This is a genomic window from Aquamicrobium soli (assembly GCF_042646345.1).
Taxonomy (GTDB): Bacteria; Pseudomonadota; Alphaproteobacteria; order Rhizobiales; family Rhizobiaceae; genus Mesorhizobium; species Mesorhizobium soli_A.
Genome location: NZ_JBHRTK010000002.1, coordinates 16,352 through 38,745 on the forward strand (window position 1 = coordinate 16,352; position 22,394 = coordinate 38,745).

Annotated in this window: 22 protein-coding genes; 14 read left to right on the forward strand and 8 right to left on the reverse strand. The window is 65.3% G+C overall.

Annotation, left to right across the window (positions count from 1 at the left end):
- The first annotated feature begins 70 nt into the window (after window positions 1-70).
- Window positions 71-2,056, forward strand: coding sequence for a threonine--tRNA ligase (gene thrS / locus ACFOHJ_RS02325; protein WP_378218122.1), 1,986 nt, complete (start codon window positions 71-73; stop codon window positions 2,054-2,056).
- Between the two features lie 74 nt (window positions 2,057-2,130).
- Here the strand turns inward: thrS and ACFOHJ_RS02330 are convergent, their stop codons facing one another.
- Window positions 2,131-3,096 carry a hypothetical protein gene (locus tag ACFOHJ_RS02330; RefSeq protein ID WP_378218124.1) on the reverse strand — a complete coding sequence of 322 codons (966 nt, stop codon included), beginning with the start codon at window positions 3,094-3,096 and terminating at the stop codon, window positions 2,131-2,133.
- A gap of 119 nt (window positions 3,097-3,215) precedes the next feature.
- Here ACFOHJ_RS02330 and ACFOHJ_RS02335 point away from each other — a divergent pair, with 119 nt between their 5' ends.
- On the forward strand, window positions 3,216-3,800 hold the full coding sequence (locus tag ACFOHJ_RS02335; protein WP_378218126.1) for a nitroreductase family protein: 585 nt from the start codon (window positions 3,216-3,218) through the stop codon (window positions 3,798-3,800).
- Here ACFOHJ_RS02335 and ACFOHJ_RS02340 read toward each other — a convergent pair.
- Both ACFOHJ_RS02340 and ACFOHJ_RS02345 read right to left on the reverse strand, forming a co-directional pair.
- The gene (locus ACFOHJ_RS02340; RefSeq protein ID WP_378218128.1) at window positions 3,776-4,672 is read right to left on the reverse strand and encodes an HpcH/HpaI aldolase/citrate lyase family protein; all 897 of its coding nucleotides are present in this window, start codon (window positions 4,670-4,672) and stop codon (window positions 3,776-3,778) included. The two genes, ACFOHJ_RS02335 and ACFOHJ_RS02340, sit on opposite strands and share 25 nt — an antisense overlap.
- Window positions 4,672-5,124, reverse strand: coding sequence for a MaoC family dehydratase (locus ACFOHJ_RS02345; RefSeq protein ID WP_378218130.1), 453 nt, complete (start codon window positions 5,122-5,124; stop codon window positions 4,672-4,674). Before ACFOHJ_RS02345 ends, ACFOHJ_RS02340 begins: the two co-directional genes overlap by 1 nt.
- Window positions 5,125-5,268: 144 nt before the next feature.
- On the opposite strand from ACFOHJ_RS02345, the gene ACFOHJ_RS02350 reads away from it, so the two are divergent.
- Window positions 5,269-6,393, forward strand: coding sequence for a DUF2336 domain-containing protein (locus ACFOHJ_RS02350; protein ID WP_378218132.1), 1,125 nt, complete (start codon window positions 5,269-5,271; stop codon window positions 6,391-6,393).
- A 6-nt stretch (window positions 6,394-6,399) separates the two neighbouring features.
- Here the strand turns inward: ACFOHJ_RS02350 and dgcA are convergent, their stop codons facing one another.
- Window positions 6,400-7,383 (reverse strand): N-acetyl-D-Glu racemase DgcA, encoded by a 984-nt coding sequence (gene dgcA / locus ACFOHJ_RS02355; RefSeq protein WP_378218134.1) that lies wholly within the window; start codon window positions 7,381-7,383, stop codon window positions 6,400-6,402.
- Between the two features lie 78 nt (window positions 7,384-7,461).
- Between dgcA and ACFOHJ_RS02360 the strand changes: the two genes are divergently transcribed.
- From ACFOHJ_RS02360 to ACFOHJ_RS02375, 4 genes are read left to right on the forward strand one after another with little or no spacing between them, the layout of a single operon-like run.
- Window positions 7,462-8,649: an MlaE family lipid ABC transporter permease subunit gene (locus ACFOHJ_RS02360; protein ID WP_378218136.1), complete on the forward strand. Its 1,188-nt coding sequence runs from the start codon at window positions 7,462-7,464 to the stop codon at window positions 8,647-8,649.
- Between the two features lie 5 nt (window positions 8,650-8,654).
- Window positions 8,655-9,464 carry an ABC transporter ATP-binding protein gene (locus ACFOHJ_RS02365; RefSeq protein ID WP_378218138.1) on the forward strand — a complete coding sequence of 270 codons (810 nt, stop codon included), beginning with the start codon at window positions 8,655-8,657 and terminating at the stop codon, window positions 9,462-9,464.
- A gap of 8 nt (window positions 9,465-9,472) precedes the next feature.
- Window positions 9,473-10,846 carry an MlaD family protein gene (locus ACFOHJ_RS02370; protein ID WP_378218140.1) on the forward strand — a complete coding sequence of 458 codons (1,374 nt, stop codon included), beginning with the start codon at window positions 9,473-9,475 and terminating at the stop codon, window positions 10,844-10,846.
- 55 nt (window positions 10,847-10,901) lie between these two features.
- Entirely contained in the window at window positions 10,902-11,498 is a 597-nt protein-coding gene (locus ACFOHJ_RS02375) for an ABC-type transport auxiliary lipoprotein family protein (RefSeq protein ID WP_378218142.1), read from the forward strand.
- Window positions 11,499-11,716: 218 nt separating this feature from the next.
- On the opposite strand, the gene groL is transcribed toward ACFOHJ_RS02375, so the two are convergent.
- Window positions 11,717-13,360, reverse strand: coding sequence for a chaperonin GroEL (gene groL / locus ACFOHJ_RS02380; protein ID WP_378218144.1), 1,644 nt, complete (start codon window positions 13,358-13,360; stop codon window positions 11,717-11,719).
- A gap of 57 nt (window positions 13,361-13,417) precedes the next feature.
- The gene (groES, locus tag ACFOHJ_RS02385; protein ID WP_378218146.1) at window positions 13,418-13,714 is read right to left on the reverse strand and encodes a co-chaperone GroES; all 297 of its coding nucleotides are present in this window, start codon (window positions 13,712-13,714) and stop codon (window positions 13,418-13,420) included.
- A gap of 289 nt (window positions 13,715-14,003) precedes the next feature.
- Here groES and ACFOHJ_RS02390 point away from each other — a divergent pair, with 289 nt between their 5' ends.
- Genes ACFOHJ_RS02390 through ACFOHJ_RS02400 form a run of 3 tightly spaced genes read left to right on the forward strand, consistent with a single transcriptional unit; the run spans window position 14,004 to window position 17,223 of the window.
- Window positions 14,004-14,483: a MarR family winged helix-turn-helix transcriptional regulator gene (locus ACFOHJ_RS02390; RefSeq protein ID WP_378218399.1), complete on the forward strand. Its 480-nt coding sequence runs from the start codon at window positions 14,004-14,006 to the stop codon at window positions 14,481-14,483.
- Window positions 14,480-15,649 (forward strand): HlyD family secretion protein, encoded by a 1,170-nt coding sequence (locus ACFOHJ_RS02395; RefSeq protein ID WP_378218148.1) that lies wholly within the window; start codon window positions 14,480-14,482, stop codon window positions 15,647-15,649. The genes ACFOHJ_RS02390 and ACFOHJ_RS02395 overlap by 4 nt, the downstream gene beginning before the upstream one ends.
- A gap of 41 nt (window positions 15,650-15,690) precedes the next feature.
- The gene (locus tag ACFOHJ_RS02400) at window positions 15,691-17,223 is read left to right on the forward strand and encodes a DHA2 family efflux MFS transporter permease subunit (protein WP_378218150.1); all 1,533 of its coding nucleotides are present in this window, start codon (window positions 15,691-15,693) and stop codon (window positions 17,221-17,223) included.
- Between the two features lie 6 nt (window positions 17,224-17,229).
- Here ACFOHJ_RS02400 and ACFOHJ_RS02405 read toward each other — a convergent pair whose 3' ends face one another.
- Window positions 17,230-17,757: a CAP domain-containing protein gene (locus ACFOHJ_RS02405; protein ID WP_378218152.1), complete on the reverse strand. Its 528-nt coding sequence runs from the start codon at window positions 17,755-17,757 to the stop codon at window positions 17,230-17,232.
- A 208-nt stretch (window positions 17,758-17,965) separates the two neighbouring features.
- Between ACFOHJ_RS02405 and ACFOHJ_RS02410 the strand changes: the two genes are divergently transcribed.
- The 3 genes from ACFOHJ_RS02410 (at window position 17,966) to ACFOHJ_RS02420 (ending at window position 20,755) form a co-directional block, all read left to right on the forward strand.
- The gene (locus tag ACFOHJ_RS02410; protein ID WP_378218155.1) at window positions 17,966-18,790 is read left to right on the forward strand and encodes a DUF2189 domain-containing protein; all 825 of its coding nucleotides are present in this window, start codon (window positions 17,966-17,968) and stop codon (window positions 18,788-18,790) included.
- Between the two features lie 112 nt (window positions 18,791-18,902).
- A complete protein-coding gene (locus ACFOHJ_RS02415; RefSeq protein WP_378218157.1) occupies window positions 18,903-19,763 on the forward strand; it encodes a TIGR01459 family HAD-type hydrolase in 861 nt (286 codons plus the stop codon).
- Between the two features lie 8 nt (window positions 19,764-19,771).
- On the forward strand, window positions 19,772-20,755 hold the full coding sequence (locus tag ACFOHJ_RS02420) for a bifunctional riboflavin kinase/FAD synthetase (protein WP_378218159.1): 984 nt from the start codon (window positions 19,772-19,774) through the stop codon (window positions 20,753-20,755).
- Between the two features lie 4 nt (window positions 20,756-20,759).
- Here ACFOHJ_RS02420 and ACFOHJ_RS02425 read toward each other — a convergent pair whose 3' ends face one another.
- Complete coding sequence (locus ACFOHJ_RS02425) at window positions 20,760-21,317, reverse strand: HdeD family acid-resistance protein (protein WP_378218161.1); 558 nt, start codon at window positions 21,315-21,317, stop codon at window positions 20,760-20,762.
- A 190-nt stretch (window positions 21,318-21,507) separates the two neighbouring features.
- On the opposite strand from ACFOHJ_RS02425, the gene ACFOHJ_RS02430 reads away from it, so the two are divergent.
- Entirely contained in the window at window positions 21,508-22,317 is an 810-nt protein-coding gene (locus ACFOHJ_RS02430) for a MipA/OmpV family protein (RefSeq protein WP_378218163.1), read from the forward strand.
- Window positions 22,318-22,394 lie beyond the last annotated feature (77 nt).

Consider the following 22,394-nt stretch of genomic DNA (forward strand, 5'->3'; position numbering starts at 1 on the left):
CGGCAGCGGCGCGTGTGGCGCCGCGTCGAACCCACCCGCGCTCGTTTGCGGGACTGGACAGGAGAAGAAGATGTCGAACGTTTCCCTCACATTTCCCGATGGCTCGGTGCGCGAATACGACGCCGCCATGACCGGCGCCGCCCTTGCCGAATCCATTTCCAAGTCGCTGGCCAAGAAAGCCGTCGCCTACACCTTCGATGGCGAGCTGCGCGATCTTTCCGACCCGTTGCAGCAATCCGGCAAGGTCGAGATCGTCACCCGCGACGACCCGCGCGCGCTGGAACTGATCCGCCATGACAGCGCGCACGTGCTGGCCGAGGCGGTGCAGGAATTGTGGCCGGGAACGCAGGTCACCATCGGCCCGGTGATCGAGAACGGCTTCTATTACGACTTCGCCCGCAACGAGCCGTTCACGCCCGAAGATTTCCCGGTGATCGAGAAGAAGATGCGCGAGATCATCCAGCGCAACAAGCCGTTCACCAAGGAAGTATGGTCGCGCGACAAGGCCAAGCAGGTGTTTCGCGACAAGAGCGAGGCCTACAAGGTCGAACTGGTCGAGGCGATCCCGGAGGACCAGGACCTCAAGATCTATCATCAGGGCGACTGGTTCGACCTGTGCCGCGGCCCGCACATGGCCTCTACCGGCCAGATCGGCAACGCCTTCAAGCTGATGAAGGTGGCCGGCGCCTATTGGCGCGGCGACAGCAACAATCCGATGCTGACGCGCATCTACGGCACCGCCTGGGCCAACCAGGAACAGCTCGACCAGTATCTGCACATGCTGGAAGAGGCCGAGAAGCGCGACCATCGCCGGCTTGGCCGCGAGATGGACCTGTTCCATTTCCAGGAAGAAGGGCCGGGCGTCGTCTTCTGGCACGCCAAGGGCTGGAAGATGTTCCAGAACCTGATCGCCTATATGCGCCGCCGCCTCGGCGACGACTATCAGGAGGTCAACGCCCCGCAGGTGCTCGACAAGAGCCTGTGGGAGACGTCCGGCCACTGGGGCTGGTATCAGGAGAACATGTTCGCGGTGAAGTCGGCGCACGCCTTCACCCATCCCGATGACCCGGAAGCCGACCAGCGCATCTTCGCGCTGAAGCCGATGAACTGCCCGGGTCACGTGCAGATCTTCAAGCATGGCTTGAAGTCCTACCGCGATCTACCTATCCGCCTTGCGGAATTCGGCAACGTCCACCGCTACGAGGCTTCCGGTGCCTTGCACGGTCTCATGCGTGTCCGCGCGTTCACGCAGGACGATGCGCACATCTTCTGCACCGAGGACCAGCTTGAGGCGGAAATCCTCAAGATCAACGACCTGATGATGTCGGTCTACAAGGACTTCGGCTTCGAGGAAGTGGTGGTGAAGCTGGCGACGCGGCCGGAGAAGCGCGTTGGCACCGATGCGGCCTGGGACCACGCCGAGGATATCCTGCGGCGTGCGCTCGCCCGCATGGCGCGCGAGGACAATCGCATCAAGACCGGCATCAACGAAGGCGAGGGCACGTTCTATGGGCCGAAGTTCGAGTACACGCTGCGCGACGCCATCGGCCGCGAGTGGCAGTGCGGCACCACGCAGGTCGACTTCAACCTGCCGGAGCGTTTCGGCGCCTTCTATATCGGCTCGGATTCGGAAAAGAAGCAGCCGGTGATGGTGCACCGCGCCATTTGCGGTTCGCTGGAGCGCTTCCTCGGCATCCTGATCGAGAGCCATGCCGGCCAGATGCCGCTGTGGTTCGCGCCGCTGCAGGTGGTGGTCGCCACCATCACCTCGGACGCCGACGACTACGCGATGGAGGTGGTGCGCAAGCTGAAGGCGGCGGGCCTGTCGGCCGAAGCGGACCTGCGCAACGAGAAGATCAACTACAAGGTCCGCGAGCATTCGCTGGCCAAGGTGCCGGTCCTGCTCGTCTGCGGCAGGCGCGAGGCCGAAGAAGAGACGGTGAACATCCGCCGGCTGGGCTCGCGCGACCAGCATTCGCTCGGCCTTGCCGAGGCGATCGGCGCGCTTCGCGAAGAAGCCGTGCCGCCGGACCTGCAGCGCCAGGCTTCGGCCTGACAAGGCTCACAAAAACGGCGGCCGTATGAAGCGGCCGCCGTTTTTCGTTCCCGTTCGCGCTTGTTCTGCGGCCGTTAGTCGGCCCCTTCCTCGGGGTCGATGGCCGTGTCTTCCGAGGCGATGACCTCGACTTCCTCGTTCTTTCCCGCCTGCACGGTAAAATCGCGCTGGTACATGCGGTCGCGGTTCTTGGCGACGACGGTGTAGTCGCCCTCGGCCAGCACCATCGGCGCGAACGCGCCGACCGATTCCTTGATCGGGTCGCCGGAGCCGTTGAGAACCGACCACGAGGTGTCGGCGATGGCTTCGCCGCCCGCTTCGCGAACGAGCTTCAGCGTCACTTCGGCCGCGTGGTGCTCGACGGTCGCCTCGGTCAGCTTCCCGGCCTCGACGCGGATGTCGGAACGGATGACGGCGTTGACCCCGCCATAGTTGGAAACGACGTGATAGGTGCCGGCGTTCAGCCGCACGACCGTCTGGGGCCGGACATTGGGGACGATCAGGTTGCCGTTGTCGTCGCCGGTCGACGAATGGCCTTCATAGATCGAGAAGCGCAGTTTTTCGCGCGGGATGCGCGCGCCGCCGGAAAGGATCGCGTCGAGCTCGAGACCGCCGGCATCGAGCACCAGTGTCTCGCGCCGCGATTCGCGGCCAACCGTGATGCGCTTGGTGGCGCCGGCCCGGCCATAGGCGGCGTGGACGAGATAGCTGCCCGGCTCGAGGTCGAATTTGGCGACGCCGCCATGGGCGGAGGCGACAAGCGGCAGCTTGCCGCTTTGGTCGGGCGTAGGCCGGAAGACCCGCCACACCATGCCGCGCGTGATGTCGGCGCCCTTGTCGGTCAGTTGGGCGCTGAGCGTGATTTCGCCGTTGCCTGTCGCCAGCGGCCCCTGGTGCGTCGGGTTGGCATAGCCGGAAAGCCCCGGCAGCTTCAGCTTGTCGAGTCCGTCATGGTCCTGCGCTTGCGCGGCAAAACCGCCGGCCGCGGCCATGGCCGCGCCGAGCACGATCGGCAGAAGGCGAGAAATCCCCTCAATCATGCTTGCGTTGAAGCCCAAGGCGGTGGCAATTTCAAGGCTAATTCGCCAGCGCATTCGCGCCACGGCCGAAGCCGGCCAAGCCCGCTTCGGCCCCAACAATCAGCAGAGGTTTTGAATATATGACGTCGCCGATCATCGATTTCCTGTTGGCCAGGCGCTCCGTGCCGATCGCGGAACTGCGCGCGCCGGGGCCAGGCGACGACGAGATCGCCACCATGATCGAGGTTGCTTCCCGCGTGCCCGACCATGGCAGGCTCGCGCCCTGGCGCTTCATCCTCTACCGGGGCGAGGCGCAGATCGAGGTCGGCAAGAAATTGGCCGCCCTGGCCGAACAGCGCGAAGGCCCCTTGCCGGACGCCCGCCACGAGCAGGAACTGACGCGCTTTTCGCGCGCGCCGCTGGTCATCGGCGTCGTCTCCAGCCCGAAGGAAAGCGCCAAGATCCCGCAATGGGAGATGTTTTTGTCGGGCGGACTGGCGGCGATGAGCCTTATCCTGGCGGCCAATGCGCTTGGCTACGGCACCAACATGATCACCAACTGGTATTCGGACGTGCCGGAGGGCAGGGCGATCCTCGGGCTTTCGCCGCAGGAGCGGGTGGTCGGCTTCGTCCATATCGGCACCTACAACGACGTGCCGCCGCAGCGGCAGCGCCCCGATCCGGCCACGCTCTACGCCGACTATTCGGGGCCTTTCGCCGGGTAGACGCCGGCCGCCTTCGCCCGCGCCAGGAGCCGTTCGGCGAGCCTCAGGTGTGGGCGGTCCACCATCTTGCCGCCAATGCCGACGACGCCCGGGTTGCCCGCCGCCGCGAAGGCTTCGATGATCGCGGCCGAGTGGGCTATGGCTTCGGCCGAGGGCGTGAAGGCGGCGTTGATGACCGGCACCTGTGCCGGGTGGATCGCCATCTTGCCGGTGAAGCCGTCGCGCTCGGCTTCCAGGCATTCGGCCTTCAGGGCATCCATGTCGCGGAAATCCGTGAACACCGTGTCGATCGCGGCCGTTTCCGCCGCCGAGGCGGCGAGAATGGTCGTGGAACGGGCGAGGCGGAAAACCTCGGTGTAGCGACCGTCTTCGCCGCGCGCGGTGCTGGCGCCGATGGCGGCCGAGAGGTCTTCCGCGCCCCAGGTCAGACCCGCAAGCCGCTCGCTCGCGCCCGCATAGGTGGCGGCGGCGAAAACGCCCCGGGCCGTCTCGGTGATGATCGGGAGGATTTTCGTGTGGCCGTCGTCGATGCCGTTTTCGGCCTCATATACCCTCAGCTTTACCGCAAGCTGCTGGACATCCTGCCCTCCGCTCGACTTCGGCAGCATGATGCCATCCGGGCGGGCCGGCATCAGGGCAGCAAGGTCGTCGTCGGTAAGGCCGGTGGAAAGGTCGTTGACGCGTATGTAGAGCGTGGTCCGCGGCTCGCGCTCCAGCGCGGCAAGAAAGCCTGCCGCGATCGTGCGGGCCTCTGCCTTGTTCTGCAGGGAAACCGAGTCCTCCAGGTCGACGATGAGCACGTCCGCGCCGCAGGCAAAGCCTTTTGCCAGCTTCTTTTCCGAATCGCCGGGGACGAACAGCAGCGAGCGCATCAGGCGGGCTTCTTCAGCATCATCGCCTGGCGCGTGCATTTGGCCACCAGCGCGTCGTCCTGGTTATAGGCGCGGTGCTCGAATTCGACGATGCCGCGGTCGGGTTTCGACTTCGATTCGCGCGCCGAAATTACCGTCGTTTCGACGCGGATGGTGTCGCCATGGAAGACCGGATGCGGGAAGACGGTTTCCTTCATGCCGAGATTGGCGAGCGTGGTGCCGACCGTGATGTCGTTGACCGAAATGCCGATCATCAGCCCGAGCGTGAACAGCGAGTTGACCAGCGGCTTCCCCCACTCGGTCTTCGCCGCGAAGTCGAAGTCGATGTGCAGCGGCTGCGGGTTCAGCGTCATGACCGAAAACAGCATGTTGTCGCTCTCGGTGACCGTCTTGCGCAACGGGTGGCGGAAAGTGTGGCCGATGACGAAGTCTTCCAGATAAAGCCCAGCCATGGTCGGTCTCCTTCTCTCCGCTTGATAGGCCCGGCCTCGGCAAGCCGCAAGCTTGGCCAAGCCCATCTCTTAACGGATATGGTGAACCGTTTGTAAATGTTTTGCGCCTAGCGTCTCCCCGGGGTTTGGCTAGGTGGCGTGGGCATGACGATCGTTTCGCATTTCCTGAGATGGATAGACACCGCGCGGGTCTCGGAGCGGGCGGCGGCGGCGAGCGCCCTTGCCCATGCCTATGTCGGCGCCGATCTACCTTTCGAGGATCGCTGCGCGGCGGAAGCGGCGCTGACGCTGCTGCTCGACGATCCGTCTTCCAAGGTTCGCCAGGCCATGGCGGAGGCCCTGTCGATGAGCCATCACGCGCCGGTGCAGGTGATCGCGGCGCTCGCTTCCGACCAGCCGGAAGTGGCGGCCTTCGTCCTGGCGCGTTCGCCGCTCCTGACCGATGCCGACCTGATCGACCGTGTCGCCACCAGCCAGAAGGCAACGCAGGTGCTGATCGCCGGCCGCCCGGCCGTTTCCATGGCGCTGGCGGCGGCGATTGCCGAGATCGGCGACGAGGAGGCGTGCGCGGCCCTGCTCGCCAACAGTGATGCAGCGATCGCCTCGCTCAGCTTCCGCCGCATGGCCGAGCGCCACGGCCATGTGCCGGCCTTGCGCGAGGCGCTGGTCGCCGATCCGCGGCTGCCAGCCGATTGCCGGCATATGCTGCTGGTCAAGCTCGGCGAGACGCTGAAGAACTCTCCGCTGGTACTGGCGCTGATGGGCGCCGCCCGGGCCGAGCGGATCATGCGCGACGCCTGCGTGAAGGCGTCGCTGACGCTGATCGAGAATGTGCGCGTGGACGAGCATGCCGCGCTGATCGAGCATCTGCGCCTGCGCGGCGACCTGACCGCCAGCTTCATCATCCGCGCCGTCGCCCACGGCAAGGTCGATTTCTTCGGCTCGGCGCTGGTGGCGCTGACGCGGCAGTCGGAACAGCGGGTGAGGGCGCTGCTTGCCTCGGGGCAGGACGTGGCGCTGCATGCGCTGTTGCGCAGCGCCGGCCTCGCCACCGCCACGCACGCCATCATCCTGCGCGCGTTGAAAATCTGGCGCGAGGTCGCCAACGGCAAGCGCACGGCCGGCGTCCAGGAAGTGAGCTGGCTGATGCTGAAGGAACTGGGCGGGCAGGCGGCCGAGGGCGACCTGGCCGGGCTGGTCAGGTCGATCCACCTCGACGCCTTGCGCGAGAACGCGCGCGGCCATGCGCTGGCGATCGCAGCAGCCTAGACGCGCTCAACCCCACAGCGCCGGCACAGGCGGCGAGACGAGCGATCCCTTGTAGATGAGTCCCGGCGTGCGGTCGCGCGCCAAGAGCAGCGGGCCGTCGAGATCGACATAATCCGCGCCCTGCGCCAGCAGCACCGCCGGCGCCATGGCCAGCGACGTGCCGACCATGCAGCCGACCATGATGCCGAAGCCAAGCCGGCGCGCCTCGTCGCGCAGCGCCAGCGCGGCGGTGAGCCCGCCGGACTTGTCGAGCTTGATGTTGACGGCGTCGTAGAGGCCGGTGAGCCCGGGCAGATCGGCCGCCACATGCACGCTTTCGTCGGCGCAGATCGGTACCGGGCGGGGAATCCTGCGCAAGATCCCGTCCTTGCCGGCCGGCAGCGGCTGCTCGATGAGGGCGACGCCGAGTTCGGCTGCCACCTGCATGTTGGCGACGATGTTTTCGTCCGTCCAGCCTTCGTTGGCATCGAGGATGAGCCGGCTTCCAGGGGCTGCCTGCCGCACCGCGCGGATGCGGGCGATGTCGTCGCCGGTGCCGCCGAGCTTGACCTTGAGCAGCGGTCGGGAGGCGTTATCACGTGCCTGCGCGGCCATCGCGCCGGGCTCGCCGAGCGACAGCGTGTAGGCGGTTTCGAGCGGGCCGGGAGACGTCCCGAGCCGGACCGATGCCGGGATGCCGCTGGTCTTGGCTTCCAGGTCCCACAGCGCGCAATCGATGGCGTTGCGGGCCGCGCCCGCCGGCATGGCTTCGACCAGGGTGACGCGGTCGATGCCTTCCTCCACCGCTGTGCGCATGGCGGCGAGCTGCGCCTGCACACCCTCCATGGTTTCGCCATAGCGCCGGTAGGGAACGCATTCGCCGCGCCCCGAATTATCTCCTTCGCGGATCGTGCAGGTGATAACCTCGGCTTCGGTTTTCGAGCCGCGGGAAATGGTGAAGACGCCCGCGATCGGAAAGGATTGCGCTTCGACCGAAATGACACGCGCCATGTTTTTCTTCTCCGGCCATGCGACAACAGCACCGTCGCCAAATCGACAGCCCCGATTCGCCGGGCTAAACAAGGGGCCATGTTGACCATCGGCAAACGGGACGCAAGCACGACCGGCAGCGCCGCCGCCAACCACCAGCCGCGTATCGCGGTGGCGGAGAAGGACGGCGTGCTCGCCTGCGGCCTGTCCGGAACATGGACGACGCGCACCATTGCGCTGGTCGATGCCGATATGCGCAAGCTCGAAAAGCGCGGCGGGTCCGGTGCGCTTTCTCTCGATCTTTCCGGTATCGAGAAGATCGACACGGCCGGCGCCTGGCTGATCGACCGGCTGGCCGGCGCCTTCAGGAAGGGCGGCGGGGAGGTCCGAATCGAGGGCGAAAGCAAGATCACCTCGATCCTGCTCGACGCCGTCGGCGAGGCGGGCCGGCGCGAGAAGGACAGCGGGCCGGAACCCGTGCCGAATATCGTCATCCGCGCGCTGGAGGCGGTGGGACGGCGCGTCTACGAGATGCGCGACGACTTCCTGTCCGGCATGAACATCCTGGGCGCCACGATCCGCGGCGCGCAGATGAAGCTCGGCCGCGGCCATGCCGTCAATCCGGCCGCGATCTTCAACCAGATCGACCGCATGGGGGTCGGCGCGATCCCCGTGGTGGTGCTGATGTCGGCCATCGTCGGCGCCATCGTCGCCCAGCAGGGCGCCTACCAGTTGAGCTATTTCGGCGCCGACATCTTCGTCGTCGACCTCGTCGGCGTGCTGGTGCTGCGCGAGATGGGCGTGCTGATGACGGCGATCATGATCGCCGGCCGTTCCGGCAGCGCGATCACCGCCGAGATCGGCTCGATGAAGATGCGCGAGGAGGTCGACGCGCTCAAGGTCATCGGCCTCAACCCGATCGGCGTGCTGGTGTTCCCGCGCCTCGTCGCGCTGGTGATCGCGCTGCCCTGCCTCACCATCGTCGCCAATTTCGCAGCACTCGGCGGCGGCATCTTCGCGGCCTATCTCTATTCCGATATCCCGCCGGCCGCCTTCCTCGACAGGTTGCGCGCCGCCATCGACACCAGCACGATCTTCGCCGGCCTGATCAAGGCGCCGTTCATGGCGATGATCATCGGCATCATCGCTTCCGTCGAGGGCATGAAGGTGGGCGGCAGCGCCGAATCGCTGGGCGAGCACGTCACCGCCTCAGTGGTGAAGTCGATCTTCGTCGTCATCATCCTCGATGGCCTTTTCGCCATGTTCTACGCAGCGGTCGGGTTTTGAGCGCGATGCCGGCAACCGAGGCAGCGAGGGACCAGGACCAGCAGGACATCGTCCTGTCTGCGCGCGATATCACGGTCGGTTTTTCCGGCAAGATCATTCTCGATCATTTGTCGCTCGACATCAGGCGCGGCGAAATCCTCGGTTTCGTCGGGGCTTCCGGCGCGGGCAAGTCCGTGCTGCTGCGAACCATCCTCGGCCTCAACAGGAAGCAGTCGGGCACCATCCGCCTGTTCGGCGTCGATGTGGAGCAGGCGAGCGATGTCGAGCGTCTGCGGATCGACATGCGGCTCGGCGTGCTGTTCCAGCATGGTGCGCTGTTTTCGGCGCTGACCGTGCTGGAAAACGTGCAGGTGCCGATGCGCGAGTACCTGGACCTGCCCAAGAAGCTGATGAACGAACTGGCCATGCTCAAGATCGAGCTGGTCGGCCTGCCGCCGGATGCGGCGCGCAAATACCCGTCGGAACTGTCGGGCGGCATGGTAAAGCGCGCCGCACTGGCACGCGCGCTGGCGCTTGATCCCGACATCGTGTTCCTCGACGAGCCGACATCGGGGCTCGACCCGATCAGCGCCGCCGAGTTCGACGAACTGGTGGTCAAGCTGCGCGACACCATGGACCTGACGGTCTACATGGTCACCCATGACCTCGATTCGCTGTTTACCGCCTGCGACCGCATCGCTGTTCTCGGAAACAAGAAAGTGCTGGTGGAGGGCACCATCGAGGACATGATGAAAAGCGACGAGCCGTGGGTAAAATCCTATTTCCGCGGAAAACGTGCCCGGCAGCTTGATCTTGCCGCGCGGGAACAACCATAAGTAGGGCAATGGAAACCAGAGCCAACTACGTCATCGTGGGGATATTCACCCTGGCGGCCATCCTGGCGGCGTTCGCGTTCGTCTACTGGACGGCGGCGATCGGCGACAGGGGCGAGACGGTGCTGTTGCGCGTGCGCATCCCGGGTTCGGCCTCCGGCCTTGGCCGCGGCAGCTTCGTGCTGTTCAACGGCGTCAAGGTGGGCGACGTGCGGCGCGTCTACATCGACGTCAGCAACCCGACGGCGGCCATCGCCGATGCGGAAGTCGATCGTACGACTCCGATCACGAAATCGACCAAGGCCGACATCGGCCTCGCCGGGCTGACCGGCCAGGCCAACATCGAGCTGAAAGGCGGCAACCCCGCCGAGGTCAACCTGCTCGACCAGGCCGAGGCGGAGGGCAAGGTTCCCGAGATCGTCGCCAACCCGTCGGCGGTGACCAACCTGCTGCAGACCGCACAGGACATTTTCGGCCGTGCCGACAAGGTGCTCTCCGAGCTCGAAGGCTTCACCAAGGACGTTCGCGGCCCGCTGACGCAGACCGTCCAGAATGTGCAGACCTTTTCCGACGCGCTGGCCAAGAATTCCGACGGTATCGACAAGTTCCTGGAAAGCGTGAGCGCGCTTTCCACCGAGTTGCAGGGCGTTTCGGGCAAGCTCGACGGTACTCTGAAAGCGGCGGAAGGCCTGCTCAGCGCGGTCGACAAGGAGCAGGTCAAGGAGATCGTCTCCAACATCAACAAGGTCACCGGCAACCTCAAGGAAACCAGCGGCCAGTTCGACAAGGTGGTGCGCAATGCCGACACCGCCATCGGCTCCATCAATACCTTTGCCCAGAGCACGCAGGGCACGCTGGCCAAGGTGAACGGCATCCTCGACGGCGTCGACCCCAAGGACGTGCGTGAGGCACTGGCCAACATCCAAAAGGCCAGCGAGAACGCCAATAAGGCGGCCGCCGACATCGCCACGGTGACGAACAAGTTCGCCGACCGCTCCGACGACATCGACCAGACCATCCGCGATGCCCATAAGCTGACGGCGCGCCTCAACAATGCCTCGGTACGCGTCGACGGCATCCTGGAAAAGGTGGACAAGCTATTGGGATCGGGCGAGGCGAACGGCGTCATGGCCGACGCGCGCGCCACGCTGAAATCCTTCAAGCAGGTGGCCGACACGCTCAACGCGCGCCTCGGCACCATCACCGACAATCTGGCGCGGTTTTCCGGCAAGGGCCTGCAGAATGTCGAGGCGCTGGTGCAGGACAGCCGCCGCTCCATCAATCGCATAGAGGAGGCCGTCACCGACCTCAGCCGCAACCCGCAGAAAATCCTGTCGGGCGGGGCGGGGGAAGTGCGCCAGTATGACGGACGGGCGCGGCGTTGAGAGGATACGGGCGTCGGCCAGTTCAGGGAAGCAGGATCGAAAGCGGGGAAAGCCGGTGAAACTGTTCGGTCTTCATACGGGGGCAGCGTTGCTGGTGCTGTCCATCTCGGGGTGCGCCGCGCTGCCCGGCGGCGGACCGCCGCCGCTGGACACGTTTGAACTGTCGGCGCCTTCGGTGCCGGCCAGGCCGCATAGCCGGCGCCAGATCCTGATCGCCGAGCCGTCGGCGCTGAAGGCCCTCGATGGCCAGAACATCGTCATCAAGTCGTCGGCGCGCGCCATCCAGTACCTCAAGGGCGCGCAATGGGCCGACCGCCTGCCGCTGATCGTGCAGGCAAGGCTCGCCGAGACATTTCAGCGCTCCGGCAGTTTCGCCGGCGTCGGCAAGCCGGGCGAGGGACTGGCGATCGACTACCAGATCATCGTCGAAATCCGCTCGTTCGAAGTGCGCGTCGCCGGCGGCGAGCGGGCCGACGTCGACCTGTTCGTGCGCATCCTCAACGACCGCAACGGCGAGGTGCGCGCCGCGCGCGATTTCACGGCGTCGGTTCCGGTGTCGGGCGGTGGCAACCAGGCCTATATCGACGCGCTGGACCGGGCCTTCGGCGAGACCGCGCGGGAAATCGTGGGCTGGACGGATACGGTCATCTAGTCGACCGACAGTCGGATACGCTCCGCATGAAAAAGCCCCGCCTGGGTAGCGCGGGGCTTTTTGTTATCCGTATTTTCGTTTGGAAGTACTGGGTTAGAGCGCCGTCCTGATGTCGTTCTTGACATCGCCATGGGCCTTCTGGACCTTGCCGGCGGCGTTTTCCACCGACAACAAAAAGGGCGCCCGAAGGCGCCCTTTCTGTGAAAAGATCGGCTGGATCAGAAGTCCATGCCGCCCATTCCGCCCATGCCACCGCCGGGCATAGCCGGCATCGGGCTATCCTTCTTCGGAGCGTCGGCGATCATGGCCTCGGTGGTGACCAGCAGGCCGGCAACCGAAGCGGCGTCCTGCAGGGCGGTACGAACGACCTTGACCGGGTCGACGATGCCGAGGGCGATCAGGTCGCCGTACTCGTCCTTGGCCGCGTTGTAGCCGTAGGTCGCGCTCTTGTTCTCGAGGATCTTGCCGACGATGATCGAAGCTTCCGCACCGGCGTTGGACGCGATCTGGCGGGCCGGAGCCTGCAGCGCCTTGCGCACGATGTTGATGCCGGCAGCCTGGTCCGAGTTGGCGCCGGTGGCCTTGATGGCCGACACGCCGCGCAGCAGGGCGACGCCGCCGCCAGCCACGATGCCTTCTTCCACCGCAGCGCGGGTGGCGTTCAGCGCGTCGTCAACGCGGTCCTTCTTCTCCTTGACCTCGACTTCGGTCGAGCCGCCGACGCGGATGACGGCAACGCCACCGGCGAGCTTGGCCAGACGCTCTTGGAGCTTTTCGCGGTCGTAGTCGGAGGTGGTCTCCTCGATCTGCTGCTTGATCTGGGCGACGCGGCCCTGGATCTCGGCCTTCTTGCCGGCGCCGTCGACGATCGTGGTGTTCTCCTTCTCGATGCGCACCTTCTTGGCGCGGCCGAGCATGGCGAGCGTCACGTTCTCAAGCTTGATGCCGAGGTCTTCGGAGATGACCTGGCCACCGGTGAGGATGGCGATGTCTTCCAGCATGGCCTTGCGGCGGTCGCCGAAGCCCGGAGCCTTGACGGCGGCGATCTTGAGACCGCCACGCAGCTTGTTGACGACCAGCGTGGCGAGCGCCTCGCCTTCGACGTCCTCGGCCACGATCAGCAGCGGCTTGGAGGTCTGGACGACGGCCTCGAGCACCGGCAGCATGGCCTGCAGGTTGGAGAGCTTCTTCTCGTGCAGGAGGATGTAGGCGTCCTCGAGCTCGGCAACCATCTTGTCGGGGTTGGTAACGAAGTAGGGCGAGAGGTAGCCGCGGTCGAACTGCATGCCTTCGACGACTTCCAGCTCGGTCTCGGCGGTCTTGGCTTCCTCGACGGTGATGACACCCTCGTTGCCGACCTTCTGCATCGCCTTGGCGATCATTTCACCGATTTCTTCTTCGCCGTTGGCCGAAATGGTGCCGACCTGGGCGACTTCCTCGGAGGTCTTGATCTTCTTGGCCTTCTTGACGAGCTCGGCCACGACTTCCGAGACAGCGAGATCGATGCCGCGCTTCAGGTCCATCGGGTTCATGCCGGCGGCAACCGCCTTGTGGCCTTCCTGGACGATGGCCTGGGCGAGAACGGTCGCGGTGGTGGTGCCGTCACCGGCCTTGTCGTTGGTCTTGGAAGCGACTTCGCGAACGAGCTGGGCGCCCATGTTCTCGAACTTGTCTTCCAGCTCGATCTCCTTGGCGACCGAAACGCCGTCCTTGGTGATGCGCGGGGCGCCGAACGACTTGTCGATGACGACGTTGCGGCCCTTCGGGCCAAGTGTCACCTTCACCGCGTCGGCGAGGATGTTGACGCCGCGCAGCATGCGCTCGCGGGCATCACGGGAGAATTTTACGTCTTTAGCAGCCATTATTGTGCTCCTGGGCTCCAGGCCCGAAATTCAGTTGATGGTGCGGTTGAAAAAGGATCAGCCGATGATGCCCATGATGTCGGATTCCTTCATGATCAGAAGGTCTTCGCCATTGAGCTTGACTTCGGTGCCCGACCACTTGCCGAACAGGATGCGGTCGCCGGCCTTGACGTCCAGCGGGATCAGCTTGCCGCTCTCGTCGCGCGCGCCGGAGCCGACAGCGATGATTTCGCCTTCCTGCGGCTTTTCCTTGGCCGTGTCGGGGATGATGATGCCGCCAGCGGTCTTTTCCTCGGACTCGACCCTGCGAACCACCACGCGGTCATGCAGCGGCCGGAATTTCGACTTTGCCATTTTTACGTCCTCAGTGGGAATGTTGATTGGTTCCTCCGTCCGGGTGAGGCCCGGACCGAAGTTAGCACTCGCTAGTGGTGAGTGCTAACGTGCCGGTGAAATAAGCAGAAGGCGCTGCAGAGTCAAGGAGCCGCGGCATCGTGGCGGCGAATGTTTGCGCGTCGTCGCGATGCGCTTCCTCAATGACGGTGGGTGGCGTGCGCCGTGCCCGTGGCGGATACACGGTTTTGTGCATTTTGATGCAGCGCAGCATCTTGATTGATAAGCATGCTTATTATATATGCCGCTCATGGTTACGAACGGCACGGACAGGCTCGGTTTTCTGGTTCACGACGCGGCACGGCTGATGCGTCGGCGCTTCGAGGCGCGGGCAAGCGGCCACGGCCTTTCCTCGGCCCAATGGCGGCTGCTGGTTCGCGTCGTGAAGGAAGAGGGCGTCGCCCAGGCTCGGCTGGCAGAACTGCTCGAAATCGAGCCGATCAGCGTCTCGCGGCTACTGGACCGCATGGAAGGGCTGGGCTGGATCGAGCGGCGTGCCGATTCCTCCGACCGGCGGGTCCGCATGATCTTTCCGACGGCCAAGGCAAGTGACGCCTATGCGCAGGTGAAGAGCCTGGCCGGCGAAGTCTATGCCGAGGCGCTTGCCGGCCTGTCGCAGGAGGAGCGCGGCATTCTGGTCAAGGGGCTGTCGACCATAATCGAAAACCTTTCGGACGGCGAAACATCGTCTTGTCCGACCGTCAAAACTGCAGAAAGCGCAGCATCATGAACGCCGTAACGAAGATCGACGAGAATGTGACCACGCTCGAGATGGAAAGCCCTGCCAAGCCGACCGCGCCGGTTTCGGTGGCGCTTGCCGAGAAGCCGGAGCCCGCGCCGAGAAAGAAGGCTCGCCGTGGCGGCCGCTTTGCGCTGATGGTGGCGTTGCCGCTCGCGCTCGCGGCGGTCGGCACCTATGTCTATGTGACCGGCGGCCGCTACGAGGAAACCGAGAACGCCAATCTGCGGCAGGCCCGCATCACGATCTCGTCCGATACGGCGGGGCGCGTGGTCACCGCCGATATCGCGGAAAACCAGGTGGTGAAGAAGGGTGACCTGCTCTTTGCCATCGACCCGCAGCCCTACCGAATCGCGCTGGCGCAGGCCGACGCCGCCGTTGCCGCCGCGCGTCTCAACGTGGAGCAACTGCGTGCCGCCTACAACCAGGCGATGGCGCAGGAGCGTTCGGCGGCGAGCGAAGTCGATTACTCGCAGTCGCAATACGACCGTGCCGCGGATCTCGCCAACAAGGGCATCAATACGAAGTCCTCGCTCGATGAGGCGCGCAACGACCTCGACAAGGCCAAGCAGCAACTGGCCGTGGCCAAGCAGGGCATCGAGAGCGCCAAGGCGGCGCTGGGCGGCAACCCCGACATAGAGACGGACAAGCACCCGACCGTGCTGGCGGCGCTGGCGGCCCGCGACAAGGCTGCCTACGACCTGGAGCAGACCACGGTGCAGGCACCGGCCGACGGCATCATCGCGCAGGCGTCGTCCTTCAAGGTCGGCCAGTTCGTCGGCGTCGGGACGCCGCTGTTTTCGCTGGTGGAGACCGATGACACCTGGATCGACGCCAACTTCAAGGAAACGCAGCTTACCCACATGAAGCCCGGCCAGAAGGCGGACGTCGTTCTCGACACCTATCCCGACAAGACGTTCGAGGCCACGGTGCAGGCGGTGGGCGCGGGTACCGGTGCTGAGTTCTCGCTGCTGCCGGCCCAGAACGCCACCGGCAACTGGGTCAAGGTCACGCAGCGTATCCCCGTGCGGCTGCAGCTCACCGATCCGGATGCGAAGCTTGCGCTGCGCACCGGCATGAGCGCGACCGTGACCGTCGATACCGGCGTTTCGCGCGGCTTTCCGCATTTCTTCAGCCATGCGGCCGCTGCCGAGTAAAGCGGCCGCTGCCTTTTAGACGACCTTAGATTGGCGCTGCCATGAGCCAGGTTGAAACCCATCGCGAGGTGCCGCATCGCGGCCTGATCACGCTGTCGATCATGCTGGCGACGGTGATGCAGGTGCTCGACACCACGATCGCCAACGTGGCGCTGCCCTCGATGGTCGGCGACCTCGGTGCCTCGACCGATACCATCAACTGGGTGCTGACCTCCTATATCGTCGCGGCCGCGATCATGACGCCGGTCACCGGCTGGCTGGCGGACCGCTTCGGGCGCAAGGAACTGTTCCTCGGTTCTGTCGTCGGCTTCGTCATCTTCTCCATGCTGTGCGGCATCGCCACCAGCCTCAACGAGATGGTGCTGTTCCGCCTGTTGCAGGGCGTGTTCGGCGCGGCGATCGTGCCGCTGTCGCAGACCTTCCTCCTCGACATCAACCCGCGGGAGCGCCACGGCCAGGCGATGGCGATCTGGGGCGCCGGCATCATGGTCGGGCCGATCATCGGGCCGACGCTCGGCGGCTGGCTGACCGAAAGCTTCAACTGGCGCTGGGTGTTCTTCATCAACCTGCCGATCGGCATCGCCGCCTTCCTCGGCATGGCGGCCTACCTGCCCAGCATCGAGCGGCGCCTGCGCGGCTTCGACTTCTTCGGCTTCGCCATGCTGTCGCTGGGGGTAGGGGCGCTGCAACTCATGCTCGACCGCGGCGGCGAAATGGACTGGTTCTCCTCCGCCGAGATATGGATCGAGCTTGGCCTCGCGATCACCGGTTTCTGGGTGTTCATCGTCCATATGCTCACGTCCAGGGCGCCGTTCATCGACCCGCGCATCTTCCTCGACCGCAATTTCGCGACCGGGCTGGTGTTCATCTTCGTCATCGGCGTCATCCTGCTGGCGAGCCTTGCGCTGCTGCCGCCGATGCTGTCGACGATCTTCGGCTATCCGACGATCACCGTAGGCGTGGTGATGGCGCCGCGCGGTGTCGGCACGATGATCTCGATGCTGGTCGTCGGCCGTATCGTCCACAGGATGGACGCGCGGATCCTGGTCGTCGTCGGCCTGATCCTGACCGCGCAGTCGCTCTACACGATGGCGGGCTTCTCGCCACAGATGGACAGTTGGCTGATCATCTCGTCGGGCGTCGTGCAGGGCCTCGGCCTCGGGCTGGTGTTCGTGCCGTTGTCGACCGTTGCCTTCGCCACGCTGGAGGCGCGCTACCGCACCGACGCGACGGCGCTGTTTTCGCTGGTGCGCAATATCGGCTCGTCGATCGGCATCTCCATCGTGTCGGCGATGCTGGTGCGCAACACGCAGATCAACCACGCCGAACTGTCGGCCTTCATCAACCCGTTCGACCCCAATTTGTGGGCGGCTTCTCCGGCGGCCGCGAGCGGCGATCCGGCCGCGCTGGCGCAGATCGACGGCCTGGTCAACATCCAGGCGCTGATGATCTCCTATGTCGACGACTTCAAGCTGATGATGCTGGTCACGCTGCTGGCCTTGCCGCTTGTCTTCCTGCTGCGGCGGCCGAAATACGCACCGGCTGGCGACTCCGCGCCGGCCGCCATGGAATAGGGCCGCCTATTTTCCCAGCACCAGCGCCCAGTAGCGCCAATCGGCTTTTTCGCCATTGCCGGCATAGGCAAGGCCGAAGCGGGTGAAGCGCGGGTCGAGCAGGTTCCGGCGGTGGGGCGGGGAGTGCATCCACATGTCGAAAAGCCTCATCAGGTCCATCCGGCCTTCGGCGATGTTTTCGGCGGCCGCCCCTTCGATGCCGTTGCCCTTGACGCGCGAGGAGAAATCCTTGCCCCAGCCGGTGGTGTGAACCATGCGGCCGGCACCCGCCATGTAGCCCGCCTGCTGGAGAGCCGCGCGCTCGAGTTGCGTGTCGGGCGTTAGCTGGCCGAGCCCGTTTGCCCGGCGAATGCCGGCGACGAGGCTGGCCGCCGACGCCGATGCTCCCGCGCCGCTTCCCGTCGTTCGCACGGTGCCGCAGCCGGCCAGCCCCGACAGCAGCGCCAGCGTGCCGGCCACCAGCACGGTTCTGCGGTCGAGCGTATCGAGGGGGCGTGTCGGGGCGGGGAGGTTTTCAGATTCGATGAGGCTCATGGCTGCCTGAAATAACCGCGATCATGGCTTTTGCCGGGCAGGCGCCGAACAAACACGCCAGCGAGGTGTGTTCAAACCTCTGCGAGGCTACGGGCAAAACGGCGACAAGGCGACCATCATTGGCTATACTTTCGGCACGACTTCTACAGTGGCAGCCATGGGCGGCCATCCCGGCGGTGACCGTCCCCGACAGCAAGGGAGAAAGGTTATGGCCAGTTTCCATGTCATGGCGGATGCGCACGGAAGCCTTGCGCAACCCACGGTGCGGCGGATCGACCTGGCGGATTTGGGCGACGTGTTGCGGCTCGGATTCGAGGATTTCTGGGCCAAGCCCTCGCATTACGTCTTCCTGTGCCTGATCTATCCCATCGTCGGCGTCATCCTCGCCCGGTGGACGACGGGCGGCAATGCGATCCATCTCGCCTATCCGCTGATGGCCGGCTTTGCGCTGCTCGGCCCGCTGGCCGCGATCGGCCTCTACGAGATCAGCCGGCGGCGGGAACTTGGGCTCGACAGTCGCTGGACCCATGCGCTGGACGTGCGCCATTCGCCGGCGCTGCCATCGATCCTTTTGATCGGCGCCATGCTGGTGGCGCTGTTCCTAGTGTGGCTCTACACCGCGCAGTCGATCTATACGAGCCTGTTCGGCGCGCAGCCGCCGGCCTCGATCGGCAGCTTCCTTGAGGACGTGCTGACCACCAGCCGCGGCTGGACGCTGATCGTCGCCGGTAACGCGGCCGGGCTGGTTTTCGCCATCATCGCGCTGGCCACGACCGTGATCGCCTTTCCGCTGCTGCTCGACCGTGATGTCGGCGCGGTGGCCGCCATCGAGACCTCGGCGCGCGCCGTACTCATGAACCCGTTGCCGATGGCCGCCTGGGGCATCATCGTCGCCCTGTTGCTGGTGGTCGGCTCCATACCGCTGTTTGCCGGGCTTGCCGTGGTCATTCCTATCCTCGGCCATGCGACGTGGCATCTCTACCGCAAGCTGGTCGAACCGGTGGGCGGCGAGCGTGTCCGCCGGCCGATGTAGCGTTTCGTGCGTCCCGACCGCGTGAAAGCGGATGACAGGGCGAGGCGGTTCGGCTAATCCGGGCGGGCCGGCCGCCTGCGGCCGGGTTCAAGAAGCCTGACCCCGGATTGGCATGGTGCATTTACCCGATACGATTGCCTCGCTCTCTGAACTGGACGGCCGCTACCCGGTGCTCTTCTGCGACGTCTGGGGCGTTCTCCATAACGGCGAAACGGCCTTTGCCGAGCCGGCACGCGCCCTGTCTGCGGCGCGGGACCGGGGGATCGCGGTGGTCCTGCTCACCAATTCGCCGCGACCGCATGGCGGTGTCGAGGGTCAACTCGATGCGCTGGGCGTGCCTTCCGGTGCATGGGACCGCATCGTCACCTCCGGTGACGTGACGCGCGACCTGATCGTGGACGGTCCGCGCCGGATTTTCCATATCGGCCCCTATCGCGACCACCCGATCTTCGACGGGCTCGATGTCGAACTGGTGGAGGAATTCGAGGCCGACGCGGTGGTATGCACCGGCCTGTTCGACGACGACACCGAGACGCCGGAAGACTATGCAGAGCAGTTGATGCGGCTTCGCGCCCGCAACCTGCCGTTCATCTGCGCCAACCCCGACGTGGTGGTCGAGCGCGGCGAAAAGATCGTCTGGTGCGCCGGCGCGCTGGCGCGCGACTTCGCCCAGCTTGGCGGGCGCACGCTGATCGCCGGCAAGCCGCATGCGCCGATCTACGAGGCGGCGCTGAAGGCGGCGGCTTCCGTGCTTGGCCGCGACGTGGCGCGGGTCGAGATCCTTTGCATCGGCGACGGGGTCATGACCGACATCAAGGGCGCTTCCGACAACGGTTTCGACGCGCTCTACATTTCCGGCGGTATCCACGCGCGCGAGCATGGCGAGCCGCACGAGCCGGATGCGGCGCTGATGGCGGCCTTCCTTGGCCGGCACGGCTACCGTCCGGTCGCGACCATGCCGAGATTGCGGTAAGGCTCGCGATGGCAACCTTCTGCGAGCATATTTCGGGGGCCGAGCCGCTGCCTGAGCCATTGCGCGGCGGCGTGGTGGCGATCGGCAATTTCGACGGCGTGCACCGTGGGCACCAGGCCGTTCTCGGCCGCGCCCTGGAGGAGGCACGCAAGCGCGGCGTGCCAGCCCTGGCGCTGACCTTCGAGCCGCATCCGCGAAAGGTGTTCCGGCCGGAAATGCCGCTTTTCGTCCTCACGCCGCCCCCGGTTAAGGCGAAGCTGCTTTCGTTCCTCGGCTTTTCCGCGCTGGTCGTGCAGCCCTTCACGCGCGACTTCGCCAGCCTTTCGGCCGAGACGTTCGTGACCGACATCCTGGATCGCAATCTCGGCATCTGCCATGCGGTGACCGGTTTCAATTTCCACTTCGGCAAGGACCGGCAGGGCGGCCCCGCCTACCTGATGGAAGCGGGCAAGCGCCACGGCTTCGGCGTCACCCTGGTCGATGCCTTCCGGGACGAGGGTGCCAACGTGGTGTCTTCGAGCCGCGTGCGCGCACTGCTCGACAATGGCGAGCCGGCGGAGGCAGCGGCCCTTCTCGGCTACCGCTTCACGGTCGAAGGTGAGGTCATCGGCGGCCAGAAGCTTGGCCGCAAGCTGGGCTTTCCCACCGCCAACATGAAGCTGTCCCCAGAGGTCACGCTGAAGGAGGGCATCTATGCGGTGCGGTTCCGGCGGGCCGACGGCACGCTCTACGACGGCGTGGCGAGTTACGGGCGCCGGCCGACGGTCGACGAAGACGGGGTGCCGCTGCTGGAGACGTTCCTGTTCGACTTCTCCGGCGATCTCTACGGCGAAGTCTGCGACGTGTCGTTCTTCGGCTATCTGCGCGGAGAAGAAAAGTTCGACGGGCTCGACGCTCTCGTCGCGCAGATGAAACGCGACGAAAGCGAGGCGAGAGCGCTGCTGGCCGGCGTCAGGCCGCTTTCGGACCTCGACCGCCAGGTCGCCTTTTAACGGCTCACGCCTTTTTCAGAGCCATGCCGAGGGCGATGAACGCCCAGCCCTGGAAGATCAGGTCGATGGCCAGGAACAGGCCCAGGACCCATAGGCTGTTCACCGGCCAGCGCAGGGCAATCAGGACGCCGGCGAGCAGGGTGATGACGCCGGCCGCCACGACCCAGCCCCAGCCGCTCGACCCCTTCTGCTGGAAACCGACCCAGATGCGCAGCACGCCGGCGGCGATGAGGGCCACCGCGAGCAGGAAGGTCAGCACGGCCGAGGCGAGCAGCGGATTGTAGAAGGCGAAGAAGCCTGCGACCGCATAGAGGAGGCCGGACAGTAGCCAGTAGAAGAAGCGTCCCCACGTCTTAACGCCGAAAGCGTGGATGATCTCGACCACGCCGGCAAACAGCATCATCCAGCCGACGAGGTAGACCGAGGCGACCGTCGCAACGAACAGGTTGCCGAATGCGATGATGCCGAACAGCAGAAGCAGGACGCCCAGCGCAACGAACCAGCCCCATTTCGCCCTTGTCTGGTCCACGACCTCTCTCAACGCGTCGCCACTGAGTGTCATTTCAACCTCCTGTTGCCTAAACACCCGTACCGCTTGCAGAAACGATAGACGCAGCCCGTGCTTTCGTCCAGCGGCGCGGCTTGGCCGGCCGGTGCGGAAAGCGGGAAGTCGTTACCAATTTAAATCAAATTTTACCGTAGGCGCAGCATGGTCCGGCCGACCGCAGGTTGCAGCATGGTATGGAGTAGCAATGCGCTCGGTGAACTCTTTCTCGGCGGCACTTGCCGCCGCTCTTTTCCTTCTGCCTTTCTCGGCCAAGGCGGGCGAGGGCGCCTTCGGCGGGCTCTCCGGCGACTGGTATCTGAGCGTGGGCGTGGCCGGCATCGTCGCGCCCGATTTCGAGGGCGGCAAGAAATATCTGTTCAACGCCTCGCCGCTCATTTCGCTGGGCAAGGCGGGCAACGCGGTCCGCTTTTCTTCCCGCAACGACAATATCTCGCTGGCGCTGGTGGATGACGGCGACGTGCGTGCCGGCCTGACGGGCAAGTTCCTGTGGGGCCGCGACAATGGCGACGATGCCTTGCGCGGGCTCGATCCGGTGCGCTGGGGTGGCGAGGTCGGCGGCTTCATCGAGGTTTATCCGCTGGACTGGATGCGGCTTCGCGGCGAACTCAGGCAAGGCATCCGCTCGCACCACGGCATCGTCGCCGACATCGCGGCCGATGCCTTCTACGACGTCACGCCGGACATCCGCGTTTCCGGCGGCCCGCGTCTCTCGATGGCGTCGGCGGGCTATTTCGATGCCTATTCCGGCGTCAACGCGGCCGAGTCCGTCGCCTCCCAACTCAGCCGCTACAATCCGGGCGGCGGCCTGAAATCGGCCGGTGTCGGCGGCGCCGTCACCTGGAAGGTGACCGACCCGGTGACGGCCAGCGTCTTCGGCGAATATTCCCGCCTGATGGGGCCGGCCGCCGATTCCAGCCTGGTCAAGGAGCGGGGCGACCGCAACCAGTACATGTTCGGCGTATCAGCGACCTATCGCTTCGATTTCACGCTTTAGCGAAATCCGCCGGGAGTGGCTTTATTCCCGCCGTTCGATCCGCTAGAAGCGCCGCTATGCGCTGCATCTTCGCGATA